The 24,843-nt window shown below is 63.3% G+C and carries 26 protein-coding genes; 13 read left to right on the top strand and 13 right to left on the bottom strand.

Going from position 1 to position 24,843, the window contains the following annotated elements; all coding sequences use genetic code 11:
* Window positions 1-32 precede the first annotated feature (32 nt).
* The 3 genes from X738_RS80900 to X738_RS60615 all read right to left on the bottom strand — a co-directional run bounded on the left by X738_RS80900 (window position 33) and on the right by X738_RS60615 (window position 3,140).
* Window positions 33-398 carry a putative quinol monooxygenase gene (locus X738_RS80900; RefSeq protein ID WP_023799825.1) on the bottom strand — a complete coding sequence of 122 codons (366 nt, stop codon included), beginning with the start codon at window positions 396-398 and terminating at the stop codon, window positions 33-35.
* 287 nt (window positions 399-685) lie between these two features.
* Window positions 686-1,678 carry an AraC family transcriptional regulator gene (locus X738_RS60620; RefSeq protein ID WP_023799824.1) on the bottom strand — a complete coding sequence of 331 codons (993 nt, stop codon included), beginning with the start codon at window positions 1,676-1,678 and terminating at the stop codon, window positions 686-688.
* A 559-nt stretch (window positions 1,679-2,237) separates the two neighbouring features.
* The gene (locus tag X738_RS60615) at window positions 2,238-3,140 is read right to left on the bottom strand and encodes a LysR family transcriptional regulator (protein ID WP_023799823.1); all 903 of its coding nucleotides are present in this window, start codon (window positions 3,138-3,140) and stop codon (window positions 2,238-2,240) included.
* 136 nt (window positions 3,141-3,276) lie between these two features.
* On the opposite strand from X738_RS60615, the gene X738_RS60610 reads away from it, so the two are divergent.
* The 4 genes from X738_RS60610 to X738_RS60595 all read left to right on the top strand — a co-directional run bounded on the left by X738_RS60610 (window position 3,277) and on the right by X738_RS60595 (window position 6,423).
* Window positions 3,277-3,693 (top strand): RidA family protein, encoded by a 417-nt coding sequence (locus X738_RS60610; RefSeq protein ID WP_023799822.1) that lies wholly within the window; start codon window positions 3,277-3,279, stop codon window positions 3,691-3,693.
* Between the two features lie 252 nt (window positions 3,694-3,945).
* Window positions 3,946-4,761 carry an oxidoreductase gene (locus X738_RS60605; RefSeq protein ID WP_023799821.1) on the top strand — a complete coding sequence of 272 codons (816 nt, stop codon included), beginning with the start codon at window positions 3,946-3,948 and terminating at the stop codon, window positions 4,759-4,761.
* A 152-nt stretch (window positions 4,762-4,913) separates the two neighbouring features.
* A complete protein-coding gene (locus X738_RS60600) occupies window positions 4,914-5,759 on the top strand; it encodes an AraC family transcriptional regulator (protein ID WP_023799820.1) in 846 nt (281 codons plus the stop codon).
* A 286-nt stretch (window positions 5,760-6,045) separates the two neighbouring features.
* On the top strand, window positions 6,046-6,423 hold the full coding sequence (locus X738_RS60595) for a VOC family protein (RefSeq protein ID WP_023799819.1): 378 nt from the start codon (window positions 6,046-6,048) through the stop codon (window positions 6,421-6,423).
* Window positions 6,424-6,546: 123 nt separating this feature from the next.
* Here X738_RS60595 and X738_RS60590 read toward each other — a convergent pair whose 3' ends face one another.
* Window positions 6,547-7,479: a LysR family transcriptional regulator gene (locus X738_RS60590; protein ID WP_031255208.1), complete on the bottom strand. Its 933-nt coding sequence runs from the start codon at window positions 7,477-7,479 to the stop codon at window positions 6,547-6,549.
* A gap of 133 nt (window positions 7,480-7,612) precedes the next feature.
* On the opposite strand from X738_RS60590, the gene X738_RS60585 reads away from it, so the two are divergent.
* The 3 genes from X738_RS60585 to X738_RS60575 all read left to right on the top strand — a co-directional run bounded on the left by X738_RS60585 (window position 7,613) and on the right by X738_RS60575 (window position 10,457).
* Window positions 7,613-8,485: an NmrA family NAD(P)-binding protein gene (locus X738_RS60585; RefSeq protein ID WP_023799817.1), complete on the top strand. Its 873-nt coding sequence runs from the start codon at window positions 7,613-7,615 to the stop codon at window positions 8,483-8,485.
* A gap of 176 nt (window positions 8,486-8,661) precedes the next feature.
* Window positions 8,662-9,570 (top strand): alpha/beta fold hydrolase, encoded by a 909-nt coding sequence (locus X738_RS60580; protein ID WP_051407845.1) that lies wholly within the window; start codon window positions 8,662-8,664, stop codon window positions 9,568-9,570.
* On the top strand, window positions 9,567-10,457 hold the full coding sequence (locus X738_RS60575) for an alpha/beta fold hydrolase (RefSeq protein ID WP_023799815.1): 891 nt from the start codon (window positions 9,567-9,569) through the stop codon (window positions 10,455-10,457). The genes X738_RS60580 and X738_RS60575 overlap by 4 nt, the downstream gene beginning before the upstream one ends.
* On the opposite strand, the gene X738_RS60570 is transcribed toward X738_RS60575, so the two are convergent.
* From X738_RS60570 to X738_RS60545, 6 genes are all read right to left on the bottom strand, one after another.
* Window positions 10,447-11,382, bottom strand: coding sequence for a methyltransferase (locus tag X738_RS60570; RefSeq protein WP_245277691.1), 936 nt, complete (start codon window positions 11,380-11,382; stop codon window positions 10,447-10,449). The two genes, X738_RS60575 and X738_RS60570, sit on opposite strands and share 11 nt — an antisense overlap.
* Window positions 11,383-11,481: 99 nt before the next feature.
* Window positions 11,482-12,792 (bottom strand): hemolysin family protein, encoded by a 1,311-nt coding sequence (locus X738_RS60565; protein WP_023799813.1) that lies wholly within the window; start codon window positions 12,790-12,792, stop codon window positions 11,482-11,484.
* Window positions 12,793-13,024: 232 nt separating this feature from the next.
* Window positions 13,025-13,732: an LssY C-terminal domain-containing protein gene (locus tag X738_RS60560; RefSeq protein WP_031255203.1), complete on the bottom strand. Its 708-nt coding sequence runs from the start codon at window positions 13,730-13,732 to the stop codon at window positions 13,025-13,027.
* An 89-nt stretch (window positions 13,733-13,821) separates the two neighbouring features.
* Window positions 13,822-14,637 (bottom strand): extensin-like domain-containing protein, encoded by an 816-nt coding sequence (locus X738_RS60555; protein ID WP_031255200.1) that lies wholly within the window; start codon window positions 14,635-14,637, stop codon window positions 13,822-13,824.
* Between the two features lie 192 nt (window positions 14,638-14,829).
* Complete coding sequence (locus tag X738_RS60550; RefSeq protein ID WP_441295549.1) at window positions 14,830-15,738, bottom strand: extensin family protein; 909 nt, start codon at window positions 15,736-15,738, stop codon at window positions 14,830-14,832.
* Window positions 15,739-15,888: 150 nt separating this feature from the next.
* Window positions 15,889-16,314, bottom strand: coding sequence for a DUF3775 domain-containing protein (locus X738_RS60545; protein ID WP_023799808.1), 426 nt, complete (start codon window positions 16,312-16,314; stop codon window positions 15,889-15,891).
* Between the two features lie 197 nt (window positions 16,315-16,511).
* On the opposite strand from X738_RS60545, the gene X738_RS60540 reads away from it, so the two are divergent.
* Both X738_RS60540 and greA read left to right on the top strand, forming a co-directional pair.
* A complete protein-coding gene (locus tag X738_RS60540; protein WP_023799807.1) occupies window positions 16,512-17,051 on the top strand; it encodes a tetratricopeptide repeat protein in 540 nt (179 codons plus the stop codon).
* A gap of 285 nt (window positions 17,052-17,336) precedes the next feature.
* Window positions 17,337-17,810 (top strand): transcription elongation factor GreA, encoded by a 474-nt coding sequence (greA, locus tag X738_RS60535; RefSeq protein WP_023799806.1) that lies wholly within the window; start codon window positions 17,337-17,339, stop codon window positions 17,808-17,810.
* Window positions 17,811-18,090: 280 nt separating this feature from the next.
* Here the strand turns inward: greA and waaC are convergent, their stop codons facing one another.
* Genes waaC through rfaD form a run of 3 tightly spaced genes read right to left on the bottom strand, consistent with a single transcriptional unit; the run spans window position 18,091 to window position 21,007 of the window.
* The gene (gene waaC / locus X738_RS60530) at window positions 18,091-19,080 is read right to left on the bottom strand and encodes a lipopolysaccharide heptosyltransferase I (protein WP_023799805.1); all 990 of its coding nucleotides are present in this window, start codon (window positions 19,078-19,080) and stop codon (window positions 18,091-18,093) included.
* The gene (gene waaF, locus X738_RS60525; protein WP_023799804.1) at window positions 19,077-20,084 is read right to left on the bottom strand and encodes a lipopolysaccharide heptosyltransferase II; all 1,008 of its coding nucleotides are present in this window, start codon (window positions 20,082-20,084) and stop codon (window positions 19,077-19,079) included. The genes waaC and waaF overlap by 4 nt, the downstream gene beginning before the upstream one ends.
* Entirely contained in the window at window positions 20,057-21,007 is a 951-nt protein-coding gene (gene rfaD, locus X738_RS60520) for an ADP-glyceromanno-heptose 6-epimerase (protein WP_023799803.1), read from the bottom strand. Before rfaD ends, waaF begins: the two co-directional genes overlap by 28 nt.
* A gap of 165 nt (window positions 21,008-21,172) precedes the next feature.
* On the opposite strand from rfaD, the gene X738_RS60515 reads away from it, so the two are divergent.
* From X738_RS60515 to X738_RS60500, 4 genes are all read left to right on the top strand, one after another.
* Complete coding sequence (locus X738_RS60515) at window positions 21,173-21,805, top strand: LysE family translocator (RefSeq protein ID WP_023799802.1); 633 nt, start codon at window positions 21,173-21,175, stop codon at window positions 21,803-21,805.
* 152 nt (window positions 21,806-21,957) lie between these two features.
* Window positions 21,958-23,448: a D-glycero-beta-D-manno-heptose-7-phosphate kinase gene (gene rfaE1, locus X738_RS60510; RefSeq protein WP_023799801.1), complete on the top strand. Its 1,491-nt coding sequence runs from the start codon at window positions 21,958-21,960 to the stop codon at window positions 23,446-23,448.
* A gap of 7 nt (window positions 23,449-23,455) precedes the next feature.
* Entirely contained in the window at window positions 23,456-24,028 is a 573-nt protein-coding gene (locus X738_RS60505) for a D-sedoheptulose-7-phosphate isomerase (protein ID WP_023799800.1), read from the top strand.
* Window positions 24,021-24,662 (top strand): D-glycero-alpha-D-manno-heptose-1,7-bisphosphate 7-phosphatase, encoded by a 642-nt coding sequence (locus X738_RS60500; RefSeq protein ID WP_023799799.1) that lies wholly within the window; start codon window positions 24,021-24,023, stop codon window positions 24,660-24,662. Before X738_RS60505 ends, X738_RS60500 begins: the two co-directional genes overlap by 8 nt.
* The last annotated feature ends 181 nt before the right edge of the window (window positions 24,663-24,843 follow it).

Genomic DNA, 24,843 nt, shown 5'->3' with positions numbered 1-24,843 from the left:
TCGCTGATTCAGAAGAGACTGCTCGTCACCGGTCATCGCGGATCTCTGCCGCTGGCATATGGGCTCAGCATCTCAAGCCACTGCGTCTCCATGTCGCCCGGTTCGAGCTCACCACCATCTACGACGAACCTCTGGACATAGGCTTCGCTGAAGTGGCTCTTGACTGCATCGACACTGCGCCAGACTTCGTAGATGACGATGAGATCGGGGTCGGATCGATCACGATGGATGTGGAATTGTAGACAGCCCGTTTCTGATCTCGTCGCTTCGAGATCCTCAAGCATCCGGGTAACGAGCGCTTCGCCTTGACCAGGAGCGGCGCGATGCTTGGCGATAATGCAATAGGGCGTGTGTTCGCCAGTGGCTGGTGGGGGAAGATCAGGCAACACCAACGCCATATGAGTCTCCTTCTGGTAGCGGCCTAGGAGGTATTCTGCATTCACACGTCATGCGTTCATGGCGCATGCGAAATCCCGGCTATTGCTCCTTCGATAATCCGCCGCGATGCAGTCGCTGCTTTGACTCGCGAATCGGTCGAAGTGGTTACGGCATTTGAGAATTTGCAGATCCTGGCGCGGCGCCGCTATGGCAGAAACGCTTGAATGTCTGACCGTTTGTCGCACTGATTACATTAGCCGTGGATCGCATCAGGCGATATGCAGGACCGATCCCGTCTCTGTTTTGCTCACCCGCGCCCGGAATCTCGGACCGCGCCTGGCGAGACGCCTATGAAGCGTTTGAATGCCCTGCTGAAGGATGCATCGGACTCATATCCCAACTCAGACGCGACCTGTGACAGCGACATATATCCGTTCCGCAACCAGGATTCGGCCAGCCTAAGCCTCCATTGCAGGAGATAGCGGGCGGGAGATACCGACAACAGACCCTTGAATCGCTGCGAAAACCTCGATCGCGACAGCCCAGACAATGCCGCCAGGCGATCGACTGGCCAGTCTTCGCCGGGGGAGCGATGGATTCTTGCAAGCGCAGACCCGATTTGCGGATCCCGCACGGCCGCCAGCCAACCAGTCAGATTGTCGGAACACGTCTCGACCCAGGATCTGATTACTTGCGTCATGATAATATCAGCAAGGCGCGCCATTACCGTTGCCGATCCGATTCTTTGCCCATCAGCCTCCCGCGCCATCATAGAAAGGAGGTTTGGCAGGACAGTATCGCTGTGCTCTGCATAGCGGATATGCATCACCGGAGGCAGCAGTTCCAGGAGCGGATTTGCCGTCGGCCCCTCAAAGCCGATCGTACAGCATGCGATCAGCGATCGCGGACCGCCGCCGCCAGACTTCAATTCGTAGGTTCCATTCCCGATCAACGCCGGTTTGATATCGTCCAGTGGCAAGGCTCTCCCTTTGGGCCGGTCGGACATGGTGTGCTCTGTTCCGTGGGGAAGAAGAAGCACATCGCCACATTCCAGCAGCAGCGGTGGCAAGCTCTTGGCTTGTATCCAGCACTGACCCTCGAGCATCGCATGAAATCGTACGCCCTCCCTGAACGGCACGGCGATGCCCCAGGGCGCCGTTAATTCGCTGCGGCCATATCTCGCATGGGCAAGGCGCAGGTCGCGCAGCACCTCGCTCAACAAATCATTCTCGGCCGGCTGGTAGCCCATCGTTGCACGTCCAAGACCGGGCCGATTCATGGATCTAAGCGGATCGTCCATATGCATTCCTTTGCCTCGAACCTTTGCATACTTTATCCATCCCGTTATCTCTTGGTGGGCAGAATATGCTACGGATCGATCCTCTAGGTCCTAAATCTAATAGGTCTGCATGATGGCGGCTGCGCGACTACCGAATTTTCTCGGCTCGCGCGTTCCCATACCGAGGCGACGGCGCAATGTCGGTGTTTGGCAGACTACGTCGTGTGGCTGATCTGCTCGACGATAGAGTTCCGATCAAGTCCGGCTCTTTCGTGCGATATGGGAAGTCCGCAACGGAACATCAGCGCAGGTTGTCGCGAATGTCGGCTATCTGATAGCAAAAGATGGGGGATTCCTGCGCCGAGCTGTATGTCTGCTCACCTACATATCAAACTACAAGCTGCCGGTCCCCCTCGGCCCCACTTGCGTCATCGCCTGCTTCAGCCCGACCGATCGAACTGGTCGTCGGCCCAATGCAGGATTCGTCCGCACTGAGGCAGAACACTGATGCGTTGGCGCAATAGCAACGAACTGAGCACTCCCCCGGGCCAACGACCGGTCATGGCGCGGCTGCTCGTCGCTAAGGTTCTTTCTTCCGCAGGTCTTTGACGACGTCGAGAAAGGCCCGCAGTGCGGGCGGCACGGCTCGATGCCCGGGGTAGTAGACCGCAACTTCTTCCGGAGCGGGCATCCACGCGGTCAGGACCTTGCGCAGGCGGCCATCGGACAAGGCCGCTTCGGCGGCCCAATCGGCCACGTAGGCGACCCCCAGATCCTCAATTGCGGCTTCGACCATCAGTTCTTCGTCGTCGAGGACGACGGGGCCGTTTGCCTCGATCACGAGTTCCTGGCCGGCGCGTTCGAACTCCCATCGGTAAAGCTTGCCGCTGGGCATGCGGTGGCCGATGCAATGGTGGCGTTGCAATTCCTCGGGGGTTCCCGGGTCGCCGAAGCGATCGAGGTAGGCGGGCGACGCGACACAGATGAACCTCAACCGGCGTGCAAGCGGCACGGCGATCATGTCCTGGGGGACCGATCCGAGGAGGCGCACGCCGGCATCGAAGCCGCTGGACACGATGTCGATGAGCCGCCCCTCGACGACGATGTCCACGCTCACGGCCGGATGGCGCTCCGCCATCCGCGGAAGAACCCCGCGAACGAGAAGCCCGGCCACCAATCGCGGTGCGTTGATGCGGACGGTGCCCGCGACATTGCCGCGGAACCCGGCGACGCTGTCGAGCGCCTCGTCCAGCGAGGCGAGCGCCGGCTGAAGGCGATCGAGCAACCGGAAACCGGCTTCCGTCGGCGAGACGCTGCGTGTGGTGCGGTTGAGCAGGCGCACGCCCATGCGCTCCTCGAGTGCACGCATGGCGTGGCTCAATGTGGAAGGCGCCGTGCCGATCTCGTCGGCTGCGCGGCGGAAGCTGCGGTGCGTGGCAACGGCGACGAAGGCGGTGAGATCGTTGAGGGACGGGCGGGACATTGATGGTAATTTTGCATCAGCTCATGCCGATTTCAACGGCTAATGCGCGTAATGCGATTGCCCTATCTCCTGCCTGTATCAACTCGGCGGCTCCGGGCGGTCCGCTCCCGTCATCAAGACAGAAAGGAAATACGAAATGCCTGCACGTGACGCCATCTATCCGGCCAAACGCCACGCGTTATACGATATCCATCAATATTCCGCGGCCATTCGCTCCGGCGATCTTCTCTTCGTCTCGGGTCAGGTCGGCAGCCGTGAGGACGGCTCGCCCGAGCCCGCATTCGAGGATCAGGTTCGGCGGGCCTTTGCCAATCTGCGCGCGGTCCTGGCCGCCGCGGGGTGCAGCTTCGACGACGTTGTCGACGTCACCACCTTCCACACCAACCCGGACCAACAGATCGAAACGGTGCTGGCCGTCCGAGCGGATGAGATCGGCGGACCGCCCTATCCGAACTGGACGGCAGTGGGCGTCAATTGGCTTGCCGGCTTCGACTTCGAGATCAAGGTCGTCGCCCGCATCCCTTCGACGACCGGCGGCCAGCCGGCGGGCTGATCGCTCGCCCTGCAATCCACGGCAAAGCTACCCCTGGCAGACAGCCCGCTCCCTGCACGTCAGGACGCCGTTTCGTCTGACGCAGCTGGGTCAGCAACTTCCATGATCCGGCCGCGCGACGCGTTCTTTCGGCCCCTTTTCGTAGCGCATGACTGCCATTCCCTTTCGGCATTGCATTATGATCATAATATGCTATTATGACCATAATTCAACCGGCGAGAAAAGTCTGGCCATCACGATTTGGAGCACGAAATGAATGCGAATTCCGAAAAAACCGCTGTTGTGACCGGAGCGTCCTCGGGGATCGGCCACGCCAGCGCCGAGGCGCTTGCGCGGGCAGGATTCACCGTCTTCGGGACAAGTCGCCGCCCTGTCGGCAAAGGCCCGGACGGAGTGACCATGCTGGTTTGCGACGTGACCGATGGCGCTTCTGTCAGCGCCCTCGTTTCAACCGTGCTGGCGCAGACCGGGCGGATCGATCTCCTTGTCAACAATGCCGGCGTCGGTTTGCTTGGCGGTGCCGAGGAATCCTCGGTCGCACAGGTGCAGGCCCTGTTCGACGTCAATCTGTTCGGCGTCATCCGCATGATCAATGCGGTGTTGCCGTCGATGCGGCAGCGCGGCGAAGGGCGCATCATCAATATTGGCTCGATTCTGGGATTGGTACCGGCGCCATACTCAGCTCATTACTCTGCGGTCAAGCACGCGCTTGAAGGCTATTCGGAATCGCTCGATCACGAGGTTCGTGCTTTCGATATTCGCGTCTCGGTCATCGAGCCGGCATTCGTGCGTACCGTCTTCGACCAGAACGGGATCGAGCCGGATTCGGTGTTGAAAGAATACGATCGGGCGCGCGCCGGGCTCAAGGCGCTGCTGGGCGATGTGATGCCCAAAGCCGATCCGCCGGAAGTGGTGGCGGATGTGGTGGTCAAGGCGGCGACCGATGTCCGCCCGCGGCGTCGCTATACCGCCGGCAAGGCAGCGCGCCAGGTCAGCATTCTGCGCCGCTTTGCCCCCGCAGAGATGTTCGACAAGAGCTTGCGCAAACAGTTCCGCCTGCCGGTCTGAACCCGGTTAGCAGTGCTCCACCGCCAACGGCTTCGCATCGAAGTGAACAGGGGTGTTCAGCAAGAACAGTCGAGCGCGCTGTCTCGCAAGCTGGCAGATTGCTCTCACACAGGAGAGCATGATGACGACGCGGCAAGATCCCTACCACGCGCATGAAACGGGTGTTGAGCTACATCGACCGGCATCTTGACGATGATCTTGGCCTGGACACGCTTAGTGCCGTTGCGGCCTTGTCCAAGTACCATTTCCACCGCCAATTCAGAGGATATTTCGGCATATCAGTGCATCGCTACGTCCAACTCGTTCGCATGAAACGGGCGGGACAGGTGCTTGCCTTCAAGGACGAGGCGAGCGTGACCGAAACCGCGCTGGACGTCGGTTACGATGCGCCCGACGCCTTCGCCCGCGCGTTTCGGAAAAGCTTTGGGCAATTGCCTTCCGCATTTCGGGACACGCCCGACTGGGAGGTGTGGTTTGCCAGCCTGTGGCCATTGACCAACGCGAGGAGCAAGCTCATGAAAACGGCGTATTCATTGGCTGACGTCAACATCATCGACGTGCCGGAAACACCCGTTGCCGTCCTGCAGCACCGAGGCAATCCGGCCCTGGTCGCCGAGACTATCCAGAAATTCATCGGCTGGCGAAGGGCTGCAGGTTTGAGCGCGGCGTCCAGTGCAACCTACACTGTGTTTCATTCGGATTCCGACATAACGCCGCCGGACGAATTTCGCCTCGACATCTGTGCAGCGACCGATCGGAAAATCGAGATGAACGACCAGGGCGTGGAAGCCGGTGTTCTTCCGGCCGGACGATGTGCCGTGCTTCGCGCAATCGGCGCAGAAAATGTCGAGCCGGCGATCGAATTTTTGTATCGCGACTGGTTGCCGGCAAGCGGTGAGGCCCTTCGGGATTTTCCCCTCTACTGTCAGCGGGTGAGTTTTGTTCCGATGGTTGCCGAGCACGAAGCCATCACCGACATCTTCCTGCCATTGGTGTGATTGCTGACCTTCCAATGGCGGTCATCTCCGCTACAGTCGAACGTGGGTCAAATCACCACTGGAGACAGCTAAATTCCGCGCCGAGCTGATGTCTGCTTGGTCCGCACCGCGACCTCCAGAATGGTTCGCCAACAAACACGAGCGGTTGCACAGTGCAGACAGGCGCCTTCAGGACTCCAAAGAGCGGCATTGTCAGTCGTTTTGAACCAAGAAGCCCTGCAGCGCCTGACATCTCGTATATGGATTGGGCCGGTCATCACCGCGATCGAGTCGGTAAGGAGATACAATGGAAAAGGTGCTCGGCATCGGTGGCTTCTTCTTCAGAGCGAAGGAGCCCTATGCGCTCGCTCGATGGTATGCCGACCATCTCGGCGTGGCGCTGCCGCCAGAAAGCTACGATCAACGCTCGTGGGAGCAACAGCAGGGCGCAACCGTCTTCGCACCGTTTGCTGCGGATAGTGACTATTTCGGTCGCGCCGACCAGCCGTGGATGATCAATTTCCGCGTGCGCGACCTCCAGGCCATGGTCGCACAGCTCACGGCAGCCGGAATTGCGGTTGAGGTCGACACCGAACATTACCCTAATGGTTGGTTCGCCCGGCTTGCAGATCCGGAGGGCAACCCGATCCAGCTCTGGCAGGCGGAGGGGGCCGACCGTGACTAAAGGCACCCGAGCAGGCGGAAACGCAAGCGCCGAACCTGGGCTTCGGTTGAGATCCTTCTAGAGCATCTTTCCTGAACGCGGGTCGGCTCGAGGCGTTGTGCTCCAGAGAGCCGCCTTGCGGCCTCAGTTTCCAACGTCGATCGCCGACGACATGTCCGCCGCCGCCGCGACAATGGCACGTCTCAACCATATGTGCCTGGGCGCGTCCTGCTGGCGCGCGTGCCAGACAAGGCTCATCGTGAAGCTGCCAAGATCGAGGGGCGGCGGCAACGATACGAAGCGCTTCATGTTGGCGGCCGCTCGCGCCAGGCTCGAAGGCAGCGTCATGATGAGGTCGGAGCGGGCGGCGATCTCGAGCGCCGCGAAGAAATTCGGCACGCGCAGCTTCACCCGCCGCGTTCGCCCGATGCGGGCAAGCACCTCGTCGACAGGCGCAGGCCCGACGCCGGTGACGCTCACCACGATATGCTCAAGCGCCAGGAAACGCTCGAGCGTCAGCTTTCGGGCGAGCGCCGGGTGCTCCGCGCGCATCAGCGTCACGAGCGTCTCGTCATAGAGGCCGCGCCGACGGATGCCGGCCGGGGCTTCGTCGACCAGCGCCACCATCGCATCCGCGATACCCTGCTGCAGCGCTTCGACTGCGTCCGTGCCCAGCGCGACGATATCGAGATCGAGGGACGGCGCCTCGCGTCCAAGGCGGGCGAGCAGATGCGGCGCCAGCACGGCGGCCTGGAGATCGGGCATCAGCAGCCGGATCCGGCCGGTGGCGGTGGCGGGATCGAACGCGTTGGCCTCGACCATCTCTCGCACACCCGCCAAGATGCCGCGCAGCACCGGGCGCACCTCTTCCGCACGGGCGCTGAGGACGTAGCCGCCCGGTCCATCGACCAGCAGCGCATCCGAAAACAGCGCGCGCAATCGACCGAGCGCTCGGCTCGCGGCGGGCTGGCTCATGCCGAGCCGGCTTGCGGCACGGGTGACGTTCTTCTCGTCCAGCAGCGCTTCGAGCGCCACCAGCAGGTTCAGGTCGATCCGGCGTAAATCCACTTCGCGCATGACGACTATATACACCATGCATTGGACGCATGAAATGCCTGCGCCTATCGTTCCCCCGTCAAGCGAGATGAAGGTCAATCGAGATGAAAGGTCAGGCCGGATAAAGGTCAGGCGAGCAGAAGGAGAAGAAGTGATGTATGTCGTGCTTGGAGCAAACGGACGGGCCGGCGGCGAGGTCGCGCGCGCCCTGATCGCAGGCGGCGAAGCCGTGCGGGTCGTGCTGCGTCGCAAGGAACGGGGCGAAAAATGGACAGCCCTCGGCGCGGAGGTAGCCGTCGCAAGCATGGAGGACGTCGGCGCCATGGCCGCTGCCCTGACCGGCGCGCGGGCCGCGTTCCTGCTCAACCCGCCGCCGGTGAGCGGTGATCCCTATCAGCGCACGGAAGAAATCGGCGCCGCGCTTGCCGATGCGGCACGGCGTGCGGGTCTGCCAAAGGCCGTCGTCCTGTCGTCCATTGGCGCGCAGCATGCCTCCCGCACCGGCGTCATCGCCACCCTCAACCGCTTCGAGGCGCTGCTCGACGGCGTGGCGCCGGCCACCGCCTTCCTGCGGTCGGGGTATTTTGTCGAAACCTGGAGCGAGGTGGCGCAACCGGTCCTGTCGCAAAGCATACTGCCGACCTTTATCGAGCCGTCGCAGAAAATCCCGATGGTGAGCACGATCGATGTCGGGCGCGCGGCAGCGACCGTGCTGTGCGAGGAGTGGACCGGAAAGCGGGTCGTGGAGCTGGGCGGACCGGAAGACTGGAGCGCCGGCGACGTGGCATCGGCCTTCGCGGACGTTCTCGGCCGGCCGGTGACGCCTGTGCTTGTTGCGCCGGAGGAGCGTGCCGCGCTGCTTGCCGAGGAAGGCGTGCCGGGCGAGGTGGCAGATGCATTGCTCGGTATGTATGAGGGAATCGCCAACGGCCTGTTCATGCGCCAGGACAGCAGCGAGCACCGGCGCGGCACGACCTTCCTGGCGACGGCGATAGAGCGCGTTGTCGCAACACCAGCCGGCCGCTGATCCTCGGCCGAGTAGCGACGGCCGAAACGGATCACGGGCTTCCAGCCACTTGCAGGGAAGGTTTTCGGCCGCAATACCCCCGCGTCTCGCCGACCAACGCTGTCGGCGACGTGCGGAACTCGCGCCACTCGTTTGGACTTAACTCTATTCCGGACGGCAAAAAGGGAATCCTGAACATGAGACTGCCTGCCCCACGCCAAATGCGTCTCTCCGGCGGAACCGAGCTTGCCTACGTCACTGCGGGCGATCCATCCAACCCGGCTTTGCTCCTCCTGCATGGGTTTCCCAGCTCCGCAAATGCATTCCGCGATGTGATTCCCGGATTGGCGGGCGCAGCCTATGTGATCGCGCCCGACCTCCCGGGCCATGGCCAGTCCGATGTCCCGCCGATACCCTCCTTCGCCGCGATCAGCGAGGCGATTTCCGAACTGCTGACCCACCTCGCGATCGGGCGCCGCTTCATCCACATTCATGACTGGGGCGCCGCCGTGGGTCTGCAGATCGCCACGCAAGCGCCCGAGCTGGTTTCGGGTCTCATCATCCAGAACGCAAACGCGCATCGAACCGGCTTCGGTCCCGTCTGGGACGCCGTGTTGAAATTCTGGTCAGAACCGACAAAAGAGAACGAAGCGGCCGCGACCCCCGACCTGACCTTCGAATTCACGCGCGAGCAATATACCGGCGGCCTGCCGGAGGATGTCGCCGCCACGATCAGGGGCGACCCCTGGGTCGAGGACTGGAGGGTGATGAACCTTCCCGGCCGCATGGAGACCCACCGCGCGCTCATCGGCGACTACAAAAGCCATGCCGCGCGTTTCGATACGATCGCCGCCTATTTGAAGCAATGGCAACCGCCGGCGCTCATGCTGTGGGGCCGTCACGACCCCTATTTCGATATCGCCGAAACGCTGTCCTGGATGCAGGATCTGCCGCGGATGGAAGCGCATGTTTTCGACGGCGGGCACTTCCTGCTTGAGACGCACGCCGAACCAGCACTCTGCCTGACGATCGAATTCATCAAGCGAACACAGAAGATACACCGGCGCCCAGCCCATCCCGGACCAGTGCGAGGAGTGCAGGCATGACATCCCCCACGCAACAGCGGCTGCGCCTGTCCGGCGGGACCGAGCTTTGCTTCATCACCGCGGGTGATGCGTCCAATCCCGCGCTGCTGCTCCTGCACGGATTCCCGAGCTCGTCGCGTACTTTCCAGGGCATCATTCCCGGCCTTTCGCGGGTCGCCTTCGTCATCGCCCCCGACTTGCCTGGCTACGGCCAATCGGCGCCGTTGCCCGCGCCGTCGTTCGAAACGTTCAGCGGCGCAATCCAGGAGCTCTTAACTCATCTCGCGATCGATCGGCGCTTCATCTACCTGCACGATTGGGGCGCGGCTGCAGGTCTCCAGGTCGCCATGCAATTCCCCGACCTCGTCTGCGGCCTCATCATTCAGAGCGCCAACGCACACCGCACAGGGTTCGGACCGCAATGGCAAGCGACATTCGAGTTCTGGTCAAACCCCACAGAAGAGAACGAAAGGGAGGCTACCGCGTTTTTGACTTTGGAAGGCACCCGCGAGCAATATTTGGGCGGCTTGCCGGAGGATGTCGCCGCCCGGATCAAAGGCGAACCCTGGATCGAGGACTGGAGGGTGATGAATCAGCCCGGCGGCATGGAGACACAACGCGCGCTCCTCGCCGACTACGCCAACCATGCCGCTCGCTTCAGTCTCATCGCCGACTATATCGAAACGCGGCAGCCGCCGGCGCTCATGCTGTGGGGCCGCCACGACCCGTTCTTCGACATCGCCGAAACACTGTCGTGGATGCAAGACCTTCCACGTATGGAAGCGCACATCTTCGACGGCGGCCACTTCCTGCTCGAAACCCACGCCGAGGCGGCAGCCGCGTTGATGACTGACTTTATTGAGCGAACGCAGATTGCGCTTGGCCGTTCAGCCACGATCAGCCCGTGAGGCGCGCACGAAACAAGGTGGAGCCGTCCGGCAGGCGCGACCTGGAGATATCCCGGAATCCAGCCTCGGTCATCCACGCGCGATACTGACCTTCAGTGTACGATTCGCCGTGGCGATAGAGGTTCAAGAAGGTGAGATTCAGAAACACACCCTCAGGCGGGCCGAGGCGGTCGTCATCGACGACACCCCACCCCGCAATTGCGATCTCGCCTCCGGGTGTGAGGCAACGCGCCGCGTTCAGGATCGAACTGCGCGCCTGGTCCGGCGGAAGGACCTGGACGACGGCCTTCAGGATCGCCAGATCGTGCCGACCGATCGATGGCGCGACGATTATGTCCCCCTCTTCGACAATCACGTCGTCGGCACCGTATTCTGACAGGATATCTTTCGCGACCGCTGCGACCGTTGGGAGTTCCATCAGCGTCGCCGCAATCTGCGGACGCCGCTCGCGAAGTCCGACGAGAATGGTCCCGGGGCCGCCGCCGATGTCGATGACCGAGCCGATCGCCGAGAGGTCCATCTCCTGGGCCATATATCGGCCGAAAATTACCCCGCCCGGTGCGAGCATGCGGCTGAAGGCCGCCGCGGCCTCGGGCCCGGCTTCGGAAAAGTCGTGCAGCGCAGCCGGCCGGTTCTGTCGCAGCGACTCTGCGGTCAGAAGGTCGGCTCCCCAGAGCTCGCGCAGGAGCGCATGATCGCCGCCGCGATAGGCCGGCTTGGACGCGTCGAGGAAGGCCGCCGCTTCGGCTCCGTTGCGAAATTGACCATGCTTGACTTCGAGGAGACCGATGCTGGCAAGCGCGTAGAGGAGCCGCGACAGACGATCGGGCTCGATTTTGAGCGCGACCCCAAGGCTATAGGCAGTCATCGCGCTGCCACCGAGCCGGGTGAAGATGCCAAGGTCCAGCCCGGCGCGAAGCGCCAAGGCGGGCGGCACCGCTGCGATCAGCTTGTCGATCCGATCAGAATCCACCATGCCCTTCCGCGATCCAGGACCGACTTTGCCTACCCATCGCGTTGACTGCTACCGTACGATTTCGCGATGGCCGCCGGGCAGGCGAGTGGCGATGAGCTTGTCGATGCGGCGGCCGTCGAGGTCGACGACCTCGAAGCGCCAGCCCTGCGCATCGACGCATTCGCCGGTCGTCGGCAGATGGTGCAGATGTGCCAGCACGTAACCGGCGACAGTCTCGTAGTCGCGGTTCTCGGGCAGGTCGATGCCGAGCACGTCCGCCATCTCGTCGGCCTGCATGTAGCCGGCGAGCAGCCATGAGCCGTCGTCACGCTTGACGGCGTTTTCCTCGTCGCCGGCGTCGAGGTCCGCCCGGAACACGCCGGTGATGGCTTCCAGTATGTCAGCCGGGGTGACGATGCCTTCGAAATGGCCGTATTCGTCATGGACCAGTGCCATCGGCACGTTGGATTCCTTGAGCGTCGAAAGGACATCCAGCGCGTCGGCCTGGTCATGGACGATGGGAGCGGTGCGCACATGCCGGCGCGGGTCGAGCGCGCGACCGCCGAGCATCGCGGCCAACACGTCGCGGGTCTGGACGACGCCGATCATGGCGTCGACGCCGCCATCGCCGGCTGGCAGGCGCGAATGCTGGGTCTCCATCAAGAGCTTGCGGGTCGCCGCGTCGTCGGACTGCAGGTTGATCCAGTCGACCTCGGTGCGCGGCGTCATCACCGCGCGGACGGCGCGGTCGCCGAGCCGCATGACGCCGGCGATCATGCGCCGCTCGTCCGATTCGATGGTGCCGTGATGCTCGGCCTCGGCGACCAGCATCTTGATCTCCTCGTCGGTGACCTTCTCCTCGCTTTCACCGCGCTGGCCGAGCAGCCACAGCATGGCGCGGCCGGAGATGTCGAGCAGGAACACCAGCGGCGCCGAAACGGTGGCGAGGATGGTCATCGCCGGAGCAACCCTGGCGGCGACGCGTTCGGGATCGCGCAGCGCGATCTGCTTGGGTACCAGTTCGCCGATGATCAGCGAGAAGTAGGTGATGAGGGCGACGACAATGCCGACTCCGATCGGGTCGGCAAGGCTTTCGCGGATGCCGGTCGATGCCAGGAACACGGACAGCCGCTCGCCGAGCGTGGCGCCGGAAAAGGCGCCGGACAAAACACCGACCAGGGTGATGCCGATCTGCACCGACGACAGGAATTTGCCTGGATTGGAGCCGAGCGCCAAGGCGCGTCCGGCGCCGGTGACGTTGCGGTCGATCATCGCCTTGAGGCGGGCCGGCCGTGACGAGACGATGGCAAGCTCGGACATTGCCAAAAGGCCGTTCACGCAGATGAGGACGACCACGATAGCGATTTCAGCGTAAAGCATGCGCGGTCAATAGCATTGCGGCGCGGTCTTCGAAAATAGACGGCCGTCATTTTTCATGCCGGCGGGCGCAACCATCTCATGCGGCATCCCATGGCGGCGACGAAAAATGCTCGATCAGGGCGTCGACGACGACACGGACTTTTGGCGTCAGGCTGCGCGTCACCGGCCAGATGGCGTGCATGACGACGTCTTCGAGGAGACAGTCCGACAGGACCGTCTCTTCGTCTTGTGCCTACGGCAGCTGCCGCAGCAGGCCAACCACCGCCTTGCCATCGGTGAAATAGGGATCGCCGCCGCCATTGCGCCCGGTCTTTGTCGCACCGATGCCCGATATCTCGCTGGTCGAGATCAGCATGCCAGCGGCAGACAGGTCGCGGATCAGGAAGTCGCGCTCGGCGTCGATGTCGGGACCGATATGGTGGGTGATCTGGCCGGTGTCGTGGCTGAGGCCGACGCCGCGATCGTAGCTTGCCGCACCCAGCCAGAGCGGCCGGCCATCGTCTCCAGTCGCATCGGTCTGCCAGAAGCGGACGTGATGGCGCCGGTCGGCACTGTCGCCGACCGGCTTCTCGAAGGCCAGATCCTGTGCACGGCCTTCGAACAACAGCCGGCTGACCGGCGCGTCGGGATAGGGCCGATCGAACAGCACGCTTTCGCCGATCTCGATCGCCGTCTCCAGCGTGAGAGCGTCGGCGGTGTCCCATCCGGCGACGGCGAAGGCGTGGACCAGCTCTTTTTTGGTGCCGACGAGGCCGACATTGATCGGATCGCCCGCGATGCCTTGCGGCGTGTGCGTCACCATCTCGAAGCGCTGCGTGCGGAAATTGCGGTCGCGCAGGGTCCAGAATTCCGGCGCGGCGAAATAGGCGAGCACGAGATAGCCGGCACAGAACGCCACCAGCCAGATCGTTGCGCGTCGTCGAAGGCTTCGTCGGCTCATGCGACACCACCGTGGTGATATGACATCACCTTATGTGACGTCATTCTACGCGGCGGCGCACACCTTGGGCAGTGGGCACGCGCTCGGGCTCAGCGGCAGGCGCGGTAGCCGTTCTTGCGGTTCTTGATGTCGAAATGGAAATGGTTGCGGTGGTCGTAATTGTAGCCGGGACCGAGCACGGTGGTGAAATACTGGCAGCCGTCGGCGCGCACAGTGTTGAGGAAGCCGCGGGTGCGGAAGGCGAACAGGCCGGGCTTGCGCACGTCGATCTCCTTGCCATTGCTAAGCTCGATGCTCATGACGTCGAGCGCGTTGCCCTTGCCGTGCTCCGACAGCGTGCCTTCGCCGGCGATCCTGCGGCAGGAATAGCTCGAGCCCTGGCGAATGGTCCTGACGCCGGAGAAATAACGCCAGCGGGCGGACGGGATCAGTTCATTCCTGGCCCAGCCGGCGAAGGTGGCGGCCATGTCGCAGGTCAGCGTCGCGGCCGGCTTCATCCCGATGCGGCCGATGGCCGAGATCTTGACCGGGTAGTCGATGCCGCACTGGCCTTCGCGGATCGGCGCAAGGTCGCTGTAGACGACGCCCAGGCGCTTCAAATCCCTGCGGCACTCGACCTCGCTGGCCGGCATCTGTTCGGTCGGCGCCATCGGCTCGTCCATGCGCGGATAGGCGGCGGTCATGTAGGGGTTGGACGGGACGAGGCGCTGCATTCCAGCGTATTTCTGGCCAGCGTATTCTGGGACAGCTGATGTCTGGCTGCCGACATCGACGGCCGGTTCCAGGGAAAGCACGCTGCCGGTGGTGCAGGCCGAGACCGCTGCGATGGCAAGCCCGCCGGCAATCATGCGCGCGCGTCTCACTTGCCGCACGGCTACAGACGCGGCGCGAAATATCCCGGCCATTGGCAGGTTCCCGGTCCCCGAGCCGATCAGGCTCCATGTCATCGTTTGATCATGATCTTTCTCCGAAAACCGGATCCCACTTTTCGGGGTCATGATCAGATGAAACGGAGCTTACCCGCCAACAGTAAAGGAAAAATCAGCGGCTGCGTTTACGGCTGCGGCCAAATTGCGGCGCGTCGGTCCGCAACCATATCACTGGCAGAAGGTGCCGCCGTTGCGGCGCGGTGCAAGATCGAGATGGAGATGCAGCGAATGATCGGCATCGCTGCCCGGGCCAAGCACGGTCTTGAACGGTCCGCAGGCTGCCTTGCGTATTGCGTTCAGGAATTTCGCCTCCTTTTCCGGCGGCGCCGGGCGGATGTCGATCCTCCTGCCGTCCGAAAGCGTGAAGCTGGCGATGTCGAGCGCGTTGCCGAAGGCGTGCTCCGACAATTTCCCGCCGCCATTGCGGTGGCGGCAGACGAAGGCGGATGCCTGGCCGACCGACTTGAGTTCGGCGCCGAGCTCGGCCTTGGCCGCCGGCTGGACGATATCGGCGGCGAAGCGCGCGGCGGCCTCGGCCATCCGGCAGTTCAACTCGGATTCGGGGTTGATATCCAATGACTTGCCCAGCGTCTTCAGTGCGATCGGATAGGGGACAGAGCAGCCGACCGCCGCATCGTGCTCGGCTTTGCGTTCCTCGAAGTCGACGCCCATCGACTTCAGCCGCCTGCGGCAGGCCAGTTCCTCGTCCGGCATTTTCTCCTGCGGCATAGCGGCCGAGCGCGGGTCGGGAGGAATTTTTCTCTCCGGCGCCTGCGCCGGCTTATCCGGTGGTTTTGGCGCGGCGGCCGGTGGTTTTGCCTCGGCGGGGTTTTCGGTCGGCGTCGGAGCGACTGCCGGCGGCTGCGGCCGGGCTTGCTGATGCTGGTCCGACTTCTGCTGGTCCATTTTGTCGGTCGCCGGTTGATCAGGCTTTGGCGCATCCCCAGGGCGCGGCTCGGGGATCGGCACGTCGGCAGGCGCGGCTTCTTGCGCTGATTGCGACTGATTGAGCTCCGGGACGGGCACCTTATCGGGCAGTTCCGGAGCTTGGGCCAGGGCCGCTCCTGCGGACAGCATCGCCGCCGCCAAAGGCAGCGCCAATCTGATCAATCCGGCCATTCTGATCGATGTAGGAGAGATCACCACCGCCATTCGCCCTTAACGGCGGGGGAATGCGGAAGTTGCCTGAACGAGGGCATGGGCCGATCACAAACAGTGACCGCGGTGTTACGCACCGATCGCTTCCAGCCCTTCCTCCAGCCAGTCGGCCAACAGCGGCATGCCGAGCAGATATTTCGCCGTGCGCTTGTTGGCGCGCTCGCGCGCGGCCGTCAGCGCGTCCGCCCATTCCGAGGCGTCATAGTCGCCGCGTCCAACCCAGGCGAGGGCGACGAGTTCGGCCGCCTCGTCGACATTGAGATCGTTGATCAGTTCGCGCAGCTCTTCTTCGGTGAGGTCCTCGGAACGCTCCTCGACGAGACCGTCATGATGATGGTTGTCATGCGCCTCGCTATCGAGTTCTACCTCGTGCTCGGCGCCATCGGCATAGTCTTCGTTGACGGCGGCGCTCAACGCCTTCGCCTTGAGGATGAACAGGCGCACCGTGTCGGGACCGATCGAAAGCTCCCATTCTTTTTCAAGGCGCCGCTGCACTTGCCGTCTCCGCATACTCCGTTGGCGTTTGCTGGATGATAGCGGATTTGCAGCGCTCGTCACGTTTTGTTCGGCGCTTCCATTTTCCGACTGGCGCGGGCCGTTGAAAAGGCTTTCACTGGCCGTGGCTTTTTTCCGGGATGAAACCGCTTTTGCCCGGCGTTAGTCTTGCATTGTCATGCTTCAGGGAGAGTTCGATGCGCAGACGATTGCTGATCCAGGTTCTGGCGGTTGCCGCCCTGCCGCTGTTTGCTGTTCCGGCGTTTTCGGCCGGTGAAGGTGGAGGCGGTGGCGATGGCAGCCAGACGACACAGTGCAAGAAAGGCAAGGTCTGGGACAAGAAGCTGAAGAAGTGCGTCGCGCCCAAGCACGGCATGCTGGACGACGACAACATCTATGAGGCCGGCCGCGCGCTGGCGATGGCAGGACGTTATGACGAGGCGATCGCCGTGCTCAGCCTGGCTGCGGACAAGAAAGACCCTCGCATCCTCAACTACCTCGGCTACTCGCACCGCCATTCCGGACGCGTCACCGTCGGTCTCGGCTATTATGAGGAAGCGCTGCGCATCGATCCGAACTATACGCTGGTACGCGAATATCTCGGCGAGGCGCATCTGCAGATCGGCGATCTCGCCGGCGCCCGGGAACAGCTCCGCGAGATCGAGAAACGCATCGGCAAGGGATCGCGTGAATACGGCATGCTGTCCGAGCAGATAGACCGTTTCATGAAGAGCTGAATAGAAGCCCGAACTTTTCCTCACCACCGGCTGTGAGCAATCGCAGCCGGTTTTTATTGCCGCTCGCTCGGCCAGCCGGGCTGCCATGACGGCATTTCCGCAAATGGCGGGCGAATTTTTCAAAACCGATTTTTTGGCGTGAAAAACCCGCGAAGATTGCTATATTGGAGGAAATTGCGGTGACACGGTTCCGTTAGCCCGAGGCTGCCGGACCGTTTTCTTTTTGTACCCATCGACAAGGTCGCTCCCGGAATGCGGGGGCGGCGGCAGGAAAGGTCAGGCATTATGAACAAGGTCCCGATGACAGGCGAGGGGTTCGCGTCATTGAAGGAAGAACTGCGCTGGCGCCAGCAGGAAGAGCGGCCGCGCATCATCGAAGCAATCTCCGAAGCGCGCTCGCACGGCGATCTTTCTGAAAACGCGGAATACCACGCGGCGAAAGAGGCGCAGAGTCTCAATGAAGGCCGCGTCAACGAGCTCGAGGATTTTATCGCCCGCGCCGAAGTGATCGACATCACCAAGCTCAGCGGCGAAAAGGTCAAGTTCGGCGCGACCGTGGTGCTGGTCGACGAGGACACGGAAGAGAAGAAGACCTACCAGATCGTCGGCGACCAGGAAGCGGACGTGAAGTCCGGCCGCATCTCGATCTCCTCGCCGATCGCGCGGGCGCTGATCGGCAAGGAAGTCGGCGATGCCATCGAGGTCAACGCGCCAGGCGGCGCGCGGGGCTATGAGATCGTCCAGGTGCAGTTCATCTGAGGGATTGATGCTGCTCTGCCTTCTCCCCTTGTGGGAGAAGGTGGCCTCGCGAAGCGAGGTCGGATGAGGGGTGTTCCAGCTTGGCACCNCCTTCTCCCCTTGTGGGAGAAGGTGGCCTCGCGAAGCGAGGTCGGATGAGGGGTGTTCCAGCTTGGCACCAACAGCACTCCGGCCAGCACCCCTCAACCGTCTTGGCGCTGCGCGCCAATCCACCTTCTCCCACAAGGGGAGAAGGGAAGAGGGCGGCGCCGACCTTTCCGATTGAATTGATTTGCACAAATCAATTCTTGCTGGCGCCGGCCCGACCAAGCGCTTGGCGCTCCAGCAACTTCTCTGCCTCAGCCAACACCTCCTCAGGCGCGACACGAGCGCCGGGCGCGGCCAGCAGCGTTGACGAGAACGGCCCGCGCGGGCCGGTCAGGCCGGGTTCTGTCGCCACAAACACCGCGACGGTCGGCAGGCCGAAGGCGCTGGCGAGGTGGGTAAGGCCGGTATCGGCGCCGATGATCAGCACCGACCGGCCGATGATCGCGGCGATCTCGGCAAGCGGTGATTTCGGCACCAGCACGGTCTGTGGAACGGCTTGGGCGATCGCCTCGGCAACCGTCTTTTCCCTGTCGTTCGACCAGGTGGTGACCGGCGTCATTCCTCTTTCCAAGAGAAGCCGGGCAGTCTCGATCCAGTTGCCGACCGGCCATTTCTTGTCCTCGCGGCTGGTGCCGTGCAGCAGGAAGGCGGTTTTTCCGCCGACAAAGGTCGACCCGACGGCCGGCAGCACGATGCCGGACTGGAGCCCGGAAAAATCCGGTTCATAGCCGAGCGCCAGCCCGAACAGCCGCCTTGTGCGTTCGATGGCGTGCAGATCGCGCGGCACAGCGTAGCGGCGGTCGTAGAACACGGTCGCCGAAGGCTCGCGAGCGCTCGACCGGTCGAAGCCGGCGATCGGCGCCGCGGCCTGTTTCGCCACCACCGCCGACTTCAGCAATCCTTGCGCGTCGATGACGAGATCGTAGCGGCAATCCCGCAAGGCGCGGCGCAATCCCGCCGCCTCGCGCCATGTGCTGGGGCCGAGCGGGCTTGTGCGCCAGCGCCGGATCGCCACGGTGTGGATGGTTGCGATCGCCGGATGCAGCGCCACGATGCCGGCAAAAGCCTCTTCCACACACCAGTCGAACGACACGTCCGGCAGCTTGCGGCGCGCATCCTCGACGGCTGGAAAGCTGTGGATGACGTCACCCATCGAAGATGTCTTGACGATGAGCACCCTCATGCGGCGGCCGGCATTTCCAGCAGCCGTTCCGCCGCTGCCGCGACCTGCGCCACCTCGAGCGTGTTCAGGCAGTTGAGATGGCCGAGCGGGCAGATTTTCCGGTGGCAGGGCGAACAGGACAGGCCGAGCCAGACCAGTTCGCGCTGCTCGGCGAGCGGCGGCGTATTGTGCGGCGAGGTCGAGCCGTAGACGGCCACGATCGGCGTGCCGACCGCGGCGGCGACATGCATCAGTCCACTGTCGTTCGACACCGCAAGCCTGGCTGCGGCGATCAGGTCGATGGCGTCCTCCAGCCGCGTCTGGCCGGCGAGGTCGACAACATCAGGTGCAAGCGTGGCGATTTCCGTCGTTACGTCGGCGTCGTTCTTCGACCCGAACAGCGCGACCGCAAAACCTTTGGCCATCATGTCGCGGGCGAGGCCGGCATAGCGTTCGCTCGGCCAGCGTTTGGCCGGCCCGAACTCGGCGCCCGGCATCAGCGCGACGAATTTTTTCGCCTCCAGCCCGAAGCGGCCCAGCAATGCCGCCTGGTTTTTCGTGTCGACGGCGAGCTTGGGGGCACGGAACGTGCCGCCTTGCGCGAGGCCGAAATAGGCCTGCGCCGTGCGCCGTTTCACATCGTCGGGCAAGGCTACGATATCGGTCAGCAGCCCATAGCGCATTTCCTTGAGGTAGCCGACACGGCGCGGAATGCGGGCAAAGAACGGGACCAGCGCCGACTTCCAGCTTCCAGGCATCACATAGGCGATGTCGTAGTGGCCGCGCAGCAGGCGGCCGAAGCGCCTTCGCATGCGGAATTCCAGCGCTCCGGATTTCAGCGGCAGATCGACCTGCCGGCGTATTTCGGGCATCCGCTTGACCAGTGGCGCCGCCCATGCCGGCGCCAGCACGTCGATCGCCGCGTTCGGGTGAAGCTCTCCCAGCGCCGAGAACAGGCACTGCGCCATCACCATGTCGCCCACCCAGCGTGGGCCGATCACGAGGATCGTTGGGCTTTCAGCCATTCGACATAGTCTCTGACGCCGGTTTCCACTGTGCGAAACTGACCATTGTAACCGGCGGCGCGCAACCGGGACATATCAGCTTGCGTAAAACTCTGGTAGCTGCCCTTCAGGTGATCGGGGAAGTCGATGAACTCGATCTCGCCTTTGCCGAGCGCGCCGATCACCGTTTCGGCAATGGCGCGGAACGGCTGGGCTCGGCCGGTGCCGCAGTTGAAGATGCCGCTCGATCCGCGTTTCCACAACCATAGATTGATATCGGCAACGTCGCCGACATGGATGAAGTCGCGGCTCTGCTCGCCAGGTCCGAAACCGTCATAGGCGCCGAACAGCTTTGGGTTGTGGCCTTGCTCGACCTGGTTGAACAGATGGTAGGCGACCGAGGCCATGGCGCCCTTGTGCGCCTCGCGTGGCCCATAGACGTTGAAGTAACGCAGGCCTGCCACCGGCGAATGGTCGGTTTCGAAGACGGTGCGGCGGACATAGTCGTCGAACAGCTTCTTTGAATAGGCATAGACATTGAGCGGGCGCTCGCAGTCCGGCTCCTCGCGAAACTCGGCGCCGCCGCCATAGACGGAAGCCGAGGAGGCATAGAGGAAAGGCAGCCGCAGCGCCAGGCAGGCATGCAGCAGCCGCTTCGAATAGGCGTAGTTCACCTCCATCATGAACTTGCCGTTCCACTCGGTGGTGGTCGAGCAGGCGCCCTGGTGGAAGACGGCCTCGATGCGGCCGAGGTCGCCGGCCTCCATCCGCGGCAGGAAATCGTCCCTGTCGAGATAATCGGCGATCTGCAGGTCGGCAAGATTGGCGATCTTGTGGCCGTCGGTCAGGTCGTCAACGACGAGAATGTCGCTGATCCCTTCGGCATTGAGCGCGGCGACGATGTTTGAGCCGATCATGCCGGCGCCGCCCGTGACGATGATCATGAAAGCCTCTGGTATCTTGTGCCGATTCCGCCCTTATAGGGGAGGCTTGCGGGGCTGTCGATAAAGCAGGTCGCAATCCGGCGGTTGGCTGCAGACCTCAGTGCCGCCGCACAGCTTTCGCTTCAGTCGGCGATCCACCGGCGAAGCACGACAGGAGCAAGGGTAATGCCGTCGACCAAACTGCTTATCGCCTTTTTCGCCACCACGGCGATCTTTGCCTACATCCCCGGTCCGGCGATGCTTTACGCTGCTGCGCAAACCATGGCGCGCGGCCGCTGGTCCGGCCTGACGGCGGCGTTGGGTATCCATCTTGGCGGCTATGTGCACGTCGTCGCTGCCGCCGCAGGACTGTCCGTGCTTTTCCATGCCGTGCCGACGCTCTACATGGCGGTCAAGCTGGCCGGCGCGCTCTATCTGATCTGGCTGGGTGTGTCGCTGTTCCGCGCCAGGGCGCAAGACGATGCTGTTATCTCAGGCATCGAGCCGAAATCCGCCCGCCGCGCCTTTTTCGAGAGCATCACCGTCGAGGTGCTCAATCCAAAAACCGCAATCTTCTTCATGGCGTTCCTGCCGCAATTCATCGACGCATCGGCGACGTTTCCCGTCTGGCTGCAATTCCTCGTCCTCGGGACGATCGTCAATCTGATGTTCTCCTCGGCGGATGTCATGTGCGTGGTGCTGGCGGGTGCGCTGATCACCAGGCTGCGACGCTCGATCCACGCGCAACGCCTGATGCGGCGTGCGGGCGGTGCGGTGCTCGTCGGATTGGGTGTCCATGTGGCTTTGCAGAAAAGCTGATCCGTCGACCGGCTTTGGCTGTGGGCCGTTCGGTGCCTGCCGTTGCGCTGAGCCGAATTGCGGTATATCGGCTTCGCCATGAACGACCAGCCCCTGCCAGTCCAGCGTTTTCACAGCATCGGGACCGGCTCTCATTGCACGTCGCGGATGACATGAGCGAGCAATACCTGCCTTCTTCCGAACCGCTTCACCGCGCCATCTCGCGGTTCGGCAACATCACCGTGCTGGTGGTCGGCGACTTCATCCTCGACCGTTTCGTCAACGGCATCATCGAGCGGATTTCGCCTGAAGCGCCCATTCCAGTGCTGCGCGGGCGTGGCGAAACCTCGGCAATGGGCGGCGCCGGCAATGTCGTCGCCAACATCGTCTCGCTCGGCGCCGCCGCGATACCGGTTTCGGTGCTCGGCGCCGATCCGGCCAGCGACAATCTCATGCGCATGCTCACCGAGCTTGGCGTCGACACTGGCGGTCTCGCGCAGGACGCCAACCGGATGACCTCGTCGAAAAGCCGCTTCAGCGCGCTCAACCAGCAGGTGCTGCGCTTCGACGAAGAGGAAATCAAGCCGCTGGGCGACGCGGAGCGGGCAACGCTGATCCGGCTGTTCCGGGCCGGGCTCGCGCAAGCCGACATCGTCATCCTGTCCGACTACGGCAAGGGCATGTTGCTCGACGGCGTCGCCGGCGAGCTGATCTCGATCTGCCGCGAGGCGGGAAAGCCGGTGCTGGTCGATCCCAAGGGCCGCGACTATGCTTGCTATTCCGGGGCGACGGCGATCACGCCCAATCGCAAGGAACTTGGCGAGGCGGTCGGACGCGCGGTGTTTGCCGATGACGAGATCGTCGCCGCGGCGCGTGAGCTGATCTCGGCACATGGCTTCGATTTCGTCGTCGCGACTCGCAGCGAAAAAGGCATGAGCGTCGTCGACGCGGACGATGCCCGCCACATTGCCACGCAGGCGCGGGAGGTGTTCGACGTTTCCGGCGCCGGCGACACTGTCATCGCTACGTTTGCGTTGGCTCTGGCTGCGGGCGCCGACCGCGTCATTGCCGCGGCCATCGCCAACGCGGCGGCTGGCGTGGTGGTGGGAAAACGCGGCACCGCACGGCTGACTGTCGAGGAACTCACCGGCGCGCTGTTTCGCTCGCATGGACCGGTTGCCCACAAGGATGCAATTCTCGATGCCACTGCCGCCGCACGGCTGGTGGCGACGTGGAAGGACGAAGGCCTGAGCGTCGGCTTCACCAATGGCTGCTTCGATATCCTTCATGCCGGCCATGTCAGCCTTTTGCACGCGGCGCGCAGCCAGTGCGACCGGCTGGTTCTCGGCCTCAACAGCGATGCCTCGGTGCGCCGGCTGAAAGGGCCGGGGCGCCCGGTCAACGACGAGCATGATCGCGCCTGCGTGCTGGCGGCGCTTGCCTCGGTCGATGCCGTCGTCGTCTTCGAGGACGACACGCCGCTCGCGCTGATCGAGGCGCTGAAGCCCGACATACTGGTCAAGGGCGCCGACTATACGATCGATCAGGTGGTCGGCGCCGAAATCGTGCAAAAGGCGGGCGGCCGCGTCGTGCTGGTCGATCTCGTCGCCGGCAAGAGCACCACCGGCACCATCGGCAAGTTGCGCTCCGGCAGCACAAACTGAGGTTTTCATGTCCGAACTGAACGACTATCTGGTCCGCTCGGCGGCCGCGATCACCGCGATGGTCGAGCGCGACCTCACCAGCGAGATGGAGCGGGCGGTTGCCGCCGTCGTCACCGCGCTTTCGCAGGGCAAGGCGCTGCTGATCTGCGGCAATGGCGGCTCGGCCAGCGACGCCATTCACATCGCCGGCGAACTGGTCGGCCGCTTCCTGAAGGAGCGCAAGGCCTACAACGTCATCGCGCTGCCGGCCAATGCGGCGGTGCTGACCGCCTGGGGCAATGATTACGGCTTCGACACGGTGTTTTCACGCCAGGTCGAGGCGCATGGCGCCGCGGGCGCCGTGCTGCTCGCCATCTCGACCAGCGGCAACTCGCCCAGCATCCTCGCCGCCGCCGAACAGGCGCGCATGATGGACATGACGGTGATCAGCCTGACCGGCGACAGCGGCGGCAAGCTCAAGCCGCTCTCCGATATCCTGCTCAACGTGCCCTCGACCTCGACGCCGATCATCCAGCAGGGGCATCTGTGCCTCTATCATCATCTGTGCGAAATGGTCGAAGCGCGCCTCTGTGATGGCTGACAGGGCGGTGAATCCGCACCCGCTGGTGGAGCCGGGTCTGTGGGTGGAGAGGATCGGCGATCAGGTTTTTCCCGAGTGTATGCCGGCGCTGTTCCTCGACCGCGACGGCACCATCAATGTCGACACCGACTACCCCAGCGATCCGGCTGACATCGTGCTTCGCGAAGATATCGCGCCAGTGATCGCTGCCGCCAACCGGGCCGGAATCCCTGTCGTCGTGGTGACCAACCAGTCCGGCATCGCGCGCGGGTATTTTGACTGGAGTGTTTTCGCCAACGTGAACGGCCGGGTTTTGGAACTGCTGCGCGATCACGGCGCGTTCGTGGACATGGTGCTTGCCTGCGCGTATCACGAGGCAGGCAGTGGGCCGCTTGCCATTGCCGAGCATCCGATGCGCAAGCCCAATCCGGGCATGCTGATCGAGGCGGCCGGGCGCCTCCGCCTCGATCTCCAGCGTTCACTCATCGTCGGCGACAAGCCGCCCGACATGGAGGCGGGGCGACGCGCCGGCCTGTCGCGCGGCTGGCTGATCGACGGCGAGGCGTCCAGCGAGCGAGGATTTTCGGTTCTGCCGCTGCGCGACCATAGCGACCTGAGGGTGCTGCTGGCGGCGGTCGAGGCGCTTTGGCCTTAATCCGTCCAGGTCAGGGTAGTCGCTTCAGGCCAATTGCCGGTCTCGGCGCCGCCCCTCATTGTCCTGCCGGACATTTCTCCCCGTATAGTGACGGGGGGAAAGATGCTGTCATCAACGGTTTCGCCAATCAGCAACGCTGCAAAATTGGCGTCGAGACTGCAGGCGGATGAGGGGCGGCCGC

The organism is Mesorhizobium sp. L48C026A00, from assembly GCF_000502375.1.
GTDB lineage: Bacteria > Pseudomonadota > Alphaproteobacteria > Rhizobiales > Rhizobiaceae > Mesorhizobium > Mesorhizobium muleiense.
The sequence above is the reverse complement of the archived record's forward strand: the minus strand, read 5'-3'. Positions and strand labels throughout refer to the sequence as shown.

Bases quoted from the DNA above. Each gene is read 5' to 3' on its own strand.
- X738_RS80900 (WP_023799825.1), bottom strand. From the start codon at position 398: ATGGCGTTGGTGTTGCCTGATCTTCCCCCACCAGCCACTGGCGAACAC.
- X738_RS60620 (WP_023799824.1), bottom strand. From the start codon at position 1,678: ATGGACGATCCGCTTAGATCCATGAATCGGCCCGGTCTTGGACGTGCA.
- X738_RS60615 (WP_023799823.1), bottom strand. From the start codon at position 3,140: ATGTCCCGCCCGTCCCTCAACGATCTCACCGCCTTCGTCGCCGTTGCC.
- X738_RS60610 (WP_023799822.1), top strand. From the start codon at position 3,277: ATGCCTGCACGTGACGCCATCTATCCGGCCAAACGCCACGCGTTATAC.
- X738_RS60605 (WP_023799821.1), top strand. From the start codon at position 3,946: ATGAATGCGAATTCCGAAAAAACCGCTGTTGTGACCGGAGCGTCCTCG.
- X738_RS60600 (WP_023799820.1), top strand. From the start codon at position 4,914: ATGAAACGGGTGTTGAGCTACATCGACCGGCATCTTGACGATGATCTT.
- X738_RS60595 (WP_023799819.1), top strand. From the start codon at position 6,046: ATGGAAAAGGTGCTCGGCATCGGTGGCTTCTTCTTCAGAGCGAAGGAG.
- X738_RS60590 (WP_031255208.1), bottom strand. From the start codon at position 7,479: ATGCGCGAAGTGGATTTACGCCGGATCGACCTGAACCTGCTGGTGGCG.
- X738_RS60585 (WP_023799817.1), top strand. From the start codon at position 7,613: ATGTATGTCGTGCTTGGAGCAAACGGACGGGCCGGCGGCGAGGTCGCG.
- X738_RS60580 (WP_051407845.1), top strand. From the start codon at position 8,662: ATGAGACTGCCTGCCCCACGCCAAATGCGTCTCTCCGGCGGAACCGAG.
- X738_RS60575 (WP_023799815.1), top strand. From the start codon at position 9,567: ATGACATCCCCCACGCAACAGCGGCTGCGCCTGTCCGGCGGGACCGAG.
- X738_RS60565 (WP_023799813.1), bottom strand. From the start codon at position 12,792: ATGCTTTACGCTGAAATCGCTATCGTGGTCGTCCTCATCTGCGTGAAC.
- X738_RS60560 (WP_031255203.1), bottom strand. From the start codon at position 13,732: ATGAGCCGACGAAGCCTTCGACGACGCGCAACGATCTGGCTGGTGGCG.
- X738_RS60555 (WP_031255200.1), bottom strand. From the start codon at position 14,637: ATGGCCGGGATATTTCGCGCCGCGTCTGTAGCCGTGCGGCAAGTGAGA.
- X738_RS60550 (WP_441295549.1), bottom strand. From the start codon at position 15,738: ATGCTGTCCGCAGGAGCGGCCCTGGCCCAAGCTCCGGAACTGCCCGAT.
- X738_RS60540 (WP_023799807.1), top strand. From the start codon at position 16,512: ATGCGCAGACGATTGCTGATCCAGGTTCTGGCGGTTGCCGCCCTGCCG.
- greA (WP_023799806.1), top strand. From the start codon at position 17,337: ATGAACAAGGTCCCGATGACAGGCGAGGGGTTCGCGTCATTGAAGGAA.
- waaC (WP_023799805.1), bottom strand. From the start codon at position 19,080: ATGAGGGTGCTCATCGTCAAGACATCTTCGATGGGTGACGTCATCCAC.
- waaF (WP_023799804.1), bottom strand. From the start codon at position 20,084: ATGGCTGAAAGCCCAACGATCCTCGTGATCGGCCCACGCTGGGTGGGC.
- rfaD (WP_023799803.1), bottom strand. From the start codon at position 21,007: ATGATCATCGTCACGGGCGGCGCCGGCATGATCGGCTCAAACATCGTC.
- X738_RS60515 (WP_023799802.1), top strand. From the start codon at position 21,173: ATGCCGTCGACCAAACTGCTTATCGCCTTTTTCGCCACCACGGCGATC.
- rfaE1 (WP_023799801.1), top strand. From the start codon at position 21,958: ATGAGCGAGCAATACCTGCCTTCTTCCGAACCGCTTCACCGCGCCATC.
- X738_RS60505 (WP_023799800.1), top strand. From the start codon at position 23,456: ATGTCCGAACTGAACGACTATCTGGTCCGCTCGGCGGCCGCGATCACC.
- X738_RS60500 (WP_023799799.1), top strand. From the start codon at position 24,021: ATGGCTGACAGGGCGGTGAATCCGCACCCGCTGGTGGAGCCGGGTCTG.